Source organism: Nocardia sp. NPDC058497, assembly GCF_042720195.1.
Classification (GTDB): domain Bacteria; phylum Actinomycetota; class Actinomycetes; order Mycobacteriales; family Mycobacteriaceae; genus Nocardia.
Genome location: NZ_JBHXMY010000376.1, coordinates 1 through 5,932, shown reverse-complemented (window position 1 = coordinate 5,932; position 5,932 = coordinate 1). Strand labels below are relative to the sequence as shown.

The 5,932-nt window shown below is 66.7% G+C and carries 1 protein-coding gene; it reads left to right on the top strand.

The window, feature by feature from the left end:
- Positions 1–44: 44 nt before the first annotated feature.
- Positions 45–5,932, top strand: a 5,888-nt coding sequence (locus ACFWPJ_RS22385) for an SDR family NAD(P)-dependent oxidoreductase (protein ID WP_378854259.1), incomplete at its 3' end; no start/stop codon positions are given.

Sequence of the window (5,932 nt, the reverse complement as noted above, 5' to 3'; positions counted from 1 at the left end):
CGGCGGTGTCGATCGCGTGGGGACTGTGGGATACCGGTACCGGTATGGGCTCGCGGCTGCGTGACGAGCACACCACCCGACTGTCGCGCGACGGCGTGCTCGGAATCACCGGGGACCAGGGTCTGGCCTGGTTCGACACGGCAATCGCACACGAGCGGGCAGTCGTGACGGCCGTGCGTCTGGATATCGCGACGCTGCGCGAGGCTACTGCGATTCCACCGCTTCTCCACGAGCTTGTTCCGCCGGCTCGCCGCACCGTCGGCCGCAGTGCTGCACGCGCAGATGCGAAGTCGGCGTTGCAGCGCAAGGTTGCCGGGTTGTCCGAGACCGAGGCGCTGGCCGTGGTTCTGGACACCGTGCGGGTGGAGGTCGCTGCGGTGTTGGGCTTCGAGAGCGGTTCGGATCTCGGGGTTGATCGCAATTTCCGTGAGCTGGGTTTCGATTCGCTGACCGCGGTCGAGATGCGCAACCGGCTGCGTGCGGTGACCGGTGTGCGGTTGCCAGCGACCCTGGTATTCGACTATCCGACGCCGGAAGCGGTGGCGCGGTTCGTTCTGGACGAGTCGCGTGGCGGCTCGCAGGTCCAGGTGGCTGCCGCAGCGGCGCCTGCCGCAGCGGCGTTGCTGTCGGAGGACCCGGTCGTGATCGTCGGTATGGGTTGTCGCTTGCCGGGGGGAGTCTCATCGCCGGAAGGCTTGTGGCAGTTGCTGATCGAGGAACGCGATGCCGTCTCGACGTTCCCGACCGATCGTGGCTGGAATACCGACGTCCTGTTCGATCCCCAGCCGGGCGTGCCCGGCAAATCCTATGTACGAGAAGGCGGATTCCTGCACGAGGCCGGATGGTTCGACGCCGGCTTCTTCGGAATCTCGCCGCGCGAAGCGGTGACGATGGACCCCCAACAGCGCGTGCTGTTGGAGACGGTGTGGGAAGCGCTCGAGCATGCCGGTGTCGACCCGAATTCCCTGCGTGGCAGTGATACCGGTGTTTTCACCGGAGTGATGCATCACGATTACCCCGGCAACAGCAGCGCGGGAGCAATCGTGTCAGGCCGGGTATCGTATGTGCTCGGACTCGAAGGCCCCGCGGTGTCGGTCGATACCGCATGCTCCTCGTCTCTGGTCGCAGTGCATCAAGCCGTACAAGCCCTGCAATCAGGGGAATGCTCCATGGCTCTCGCCGGTGGTGTCACGGTGATGGCGACCCCTGATGTGTTCGTGGGCTTTTCCCAGCAACGCGGGCTCGCAGCAGATGGCCGCTGCAAACCTTTCGCCGAGGCTGCTGACGGCACCGCCTGGGGCGAAGGCGCAGGCGTGCTGGTGTTGGAACGCTTGTCCGACGCACGCCGTCTCGGCCACGAGGTGCTGGCCGTGGTCCGTGGCACGGCGGTGAATCAGGATGGCGCATCCAACGGTTTGACTGCTCCTAACGGTCCCTCGCAGCAGCGGGTGATCCGCCGCACCCTGGCCAATGCGGGACTGTCGGTGACCGACATCGATGTCGTGGAAGCTCATGGCACCGGCACCCGTCTCGGCGATCCTATTGAGGCGCAGGCACTGTTGGCGACCTACGGTCAGGACCGGCCCTCCGGTCAGCCGTTGCTGCTGGGTGCGTTGAAGTCGAACCTCGGTCACACCCAGGCCGCCTCGGGCGTGGCCGGTGTGATGAAAATGGTGCTCGCGATGCGGCACGGAATCGTGCCCAAAACCTTGCACGTGGACGCACCCTCCTCACACGTGGACTGGGACGCCGGCCACGTCGAGCTGGTGACCGACGCACGGGCTTGGCCGCAGAGCGGTCGTCCACGCCGGGCGGGGGTGTCCTCGTTCGGCATCAGTGGCACCAACGCCCACGTCATCATCGAACAGGCACCCGGGGTTCGCGACGAGAGTGCGGAATCCGATGTGGTGATCGATGATTCGTCCACTGTGCTGCCGTGGGTGTTGTCGGCACGATCCGTGCCGGCGCTGCACGACTATGCGGCACGGTTGGCTGCGCACGTCGAGGCCGATGCGCAGGTGTCGCTCGGTGATATCGGCTGGTCTCTGGTGAACAGAGCGCGTCATGAGCATCGTGCCGTCGTTACCGGTGCCGACCGCGCACAGTTGCTGGCGGGCTTGTCGTCGCTGGTGTCCGGACATCCGAATCCGGCGCTCACCTCGGGCAGCGCCCGGGCGGGGAAGACCGCGTGGGTGTTCCCGGGGCAAGGGTCGCAGTGGATCGGTATGGGTCATGAACTGGCGCAGACGTTCCCGGTGTTCGCCGCCGCATTCGACGAAGTGACAGCGCTGCTCGAAGCAGAGCTGGGCAGGTCGGTACGCGAGGTGATCTGGGGTGTCGAAGACGACTCCGCCGCGCTGAATTCGACACTGTTTGCCCAGACCGGGCTGTTCGCGGTGGGCGTGGCCACCGCACGGCTGCTCGAATCACTCGGTCTCACCCCGGACGTGGTGGCCGGCCATTCCGTCGGTGAGATCGTCGCCGCGCACGTGGCCGGTGTGCTGTCGCTGCAGGACGCGGCAGTCCTCGTCGCGGCCCGGGCACGGTTGATGCAGGCGCTACCGCCGGGTGGAGCCATGGCTGCGCTGGCGGTGCGCGAAGCCGACGTGCTGGCGGTCCTGGACACGGGATTGGCATCGGTGGGTATCGCGGTAGTGAACGGTGCTCGTGCAGTGGTGGTTTCGGGCACACATGATCAAGTCGCCACGGTTGTCGCGCGGTTGGGTGTCGCGGCAGATCGGGTGCGCTGGCTACTGGTATCGCACGCGTTCCACTCGCCGTTGATGGATCCGATGCTGGCCCAATTCGCCCAGGAATTGTCGACGATCGAGTGGCGCGAGCCGTCGATCCCGATCGTGTCGAATGTGACCGGAACGCTGGCGGATTCGTCGATGCGATCGACTCGGTACTGGGTGTCGCATGTGCGGGAGTGTGTGCGCTTCGCCGACGGCGTGCAGGCGATGCGCGAGTGGGGCGCCTCACGGTTCCTCATTGCCGGCCCCGACGGCGGTCTCACCGGACTGATCAGCGATATCGTCGACACCGACGATGCCACCGGCACCGCGGTGGTTGCCGTGCTGGGACGCAAACGCCCGGAAGCGGAGACTCTGCTCACTGCTCTCGCGACGATCGATGTCACCGCGTCCGGTCGTGCGGTCTCCTGGGAACGGCTGTGGGACACCAAGCCTCGCCGAAAGGCGCAGTTGCCGTCGTATGCGTTCCAGCGCCGCCATTACTGGCTGGAATCGGAACTGGCTGGTGACGCCGGTGTACTGGGATTGGAGGCGTCGTCTCATCCGATGATCGGCGCGGTGGTCTCGATGCCCGAATCCGGGGGAGTCATCGTGTCGGGCCGCCTTGCGCTGGGCTCGCAACGATGGCTGGCCGATCATGCGGTATCCGATGTCGTGTTGCTGCCCGGCACCGGGTTCGTCGAACTGGTGATGCGGGCCGGCGACGAGGTCGGGTGCGCACTGCTTGAAGAGCTGACCTTGATCGCACCGTTGGTGCTGCCCGCGACCGCGGGTGTGCAGGTACGCGTCGTCGTCGGTGCCACGGGACAGTGGGGCGAGCGCCCGGTTTCGGTGCATTCGCGTCCGGAATCGACTGGTAGCGAACATGATTCGCTATGGACCCTGCACGCTGAAGGCATCGTCGCTCCGGCAGACCTGGCGATGACCGATCGTGGCGACACGGCAGCGGAACCGGAGCCGTGGCCACCCCTCGGTGCGCATCCGGTCGACCTGAACCGGATGTACGAGCGCTTGAACGACGCGGGTTACACCTACGGGCCGACATTCCAAGGGCTGCGGGCGGTTTGGCGGCGCGGCTCGGAAGTATTCGTCGAGGCCGTATTGCCTGAACACGGGAGCGTGTCCGGCTACGGGCTGCATCCGGCGCTGCTCGATGCGGTGCTCCAAGGCTCAGTCGCCGCGCAGACCTCTCTCGATCTGGATATGGTGGACTCCGGTGGTCCTCGTATGCCGTTCGAGTGGCGGAAGGTGGCATTGCACGCCTCGGGTGCCACCGTGCTGCGCGCGCACATCGTCGCCGATGCGCCCGAGAGTGCGGGACCGAGCGCGGTGTCGATCGATGCCAGGGACGAGACCGGGCGACGCATCGTCACCGTCAGCGCGCTGACCAGCCGCTCCATGCAGGTATCCGGTTCGGTGCCCGGTGAGCGCCTGTCGGGCGTCGAGTGGATCTCCCTGGAAATTCCGGCGACCACGGCCCCCGCACCGGACTTCGAGTCGTTCGTCACCGCTGGATCCGTCCTCGCCGCGGCCGAGCGGAGGTCGGACGTGCCACCCGTCGTGGTGCTCGACCTCCGTGACTTCGGCATCGGCCGCGACACGGTGCACCGGATGCATGCCGTCACCCATGAGGTGCTGAGAGCGATTCAGGGCTGGTTCAAGGATTCGCGTTTCGCCGACAGCCGGCTGCTGGTCTTGACCGCGGGAGCGGTCTCGGTGGCCGGTAAGCCGGTCACCGATGTCGCCGCTGCCGCGGTATGGGGCCTGGTGCGGTCGGCACAGTCGGAGGAGCCCGGACGAATCCTGTTGGCCGACATCGATATCGATGGCTCATCGGGCCAGGACGCGCTGGCGGACCTGGTCGGTCGCGCGGTTGCCGCGGGTGAGCCGCAAGTGGCGGTGCGGAAGGGCGTCGTACACGGGGCACGTCTGACGCGACTGTCTACGATCGGCGCCGCCGATTCCGGGTCCGAGCTGGATGCGCGGTTGTCGACGGGTTCTGTCGTGGTCACCGGCGGCACCGGCGGTCTGGGTGCGTTGGTTGCCAGGCATCTGGTCCTCGCCCACGGTGCGCGTTCGCTGGTGCTGGCCTCTCGACGCGGTGAAACTGCGCCCGGCGCTCAGGATTTGGTCGCTGAGCTGACCGGCCTGGGCGCGCGGGTGTCGGTGGTTGCCTGTGATGTGTCCACCCGTTCCGGTGTGGAGACATTGTTGGCGGGCGTGCCCGAGGATGCGCCGGTGGTCGGTGTCGTGCACACCGCTGGCGTGCTCGACGACGGTGTGGTCTCGGCATTGATGCCCGATCGCATCGATACGGTGTTGGCGGCCAAGGCGGATGCCGCGTGGTGGCTGCACGAGGCCACCCGTGAGCTGGACCTCGCGTTGTTCGTCCTGTACTCCTCGGTCGCGGGCGTGTTCGGGGGTGCGGGTCAAGGTAACTACGCGGCGGCCAATGCGTTCCTGGATGCGCTGGCCGAATATCGACGCGCGGATGGTTCGGCGGCGGTCTCGATTGCCTGGGGTCTGTGGGACACCGGCACCGGTATGGGTGCACGCCTGCGCGGCGAGGACACCACACGTCTCGAACGTGATGGCATTCGAGGGCTGACCGCTGAACAAGGGTTGGCGTGGTTCGATGCCGCCGTGGCTCAGCACCGCCCCACGGTGACCGCCGCCCGCCTCGACCTCGCGGCGCTGGGTGAAACCGCCACGGTGCCACCACTGTTCCGCGAGATTGCGCAGCGTACCGACCGGAAGACGGTGCACGTGATCGAGACTCGGTCGCTGGCGCAGCGGCTGCGGGGTTTGTCCACCGCGCAGCAAGAGACCTTGCTGACGGAGATGATCACCTCGGCGGCCGTACGGATTTTGGGTTATGTCGACGGAGACGATATCGGATCGAATCTCGCCGACGCGGGCTTCGATTCGCTGACCGCGATCGAGATGCGCAACGTCCTGGCCCGGGAAACGGGGCTGCGTCTGCCGGCCATGGTGGTATTCGACGAACCGGACACTCTCGGGTTGGCGCGCTATCTGCTGGGACGCTTGCCCGAGGAACCCCGGGTGGCCAATGGCGTCGGCTCGGTGCCGCAGACCGAGAACGCGAATAGCGGTGGCGGTGAGAACGATTCGATCGTCGCTCTCTACCATCGAGCGCTTCGGTCGGGGCGGCTGAGTCT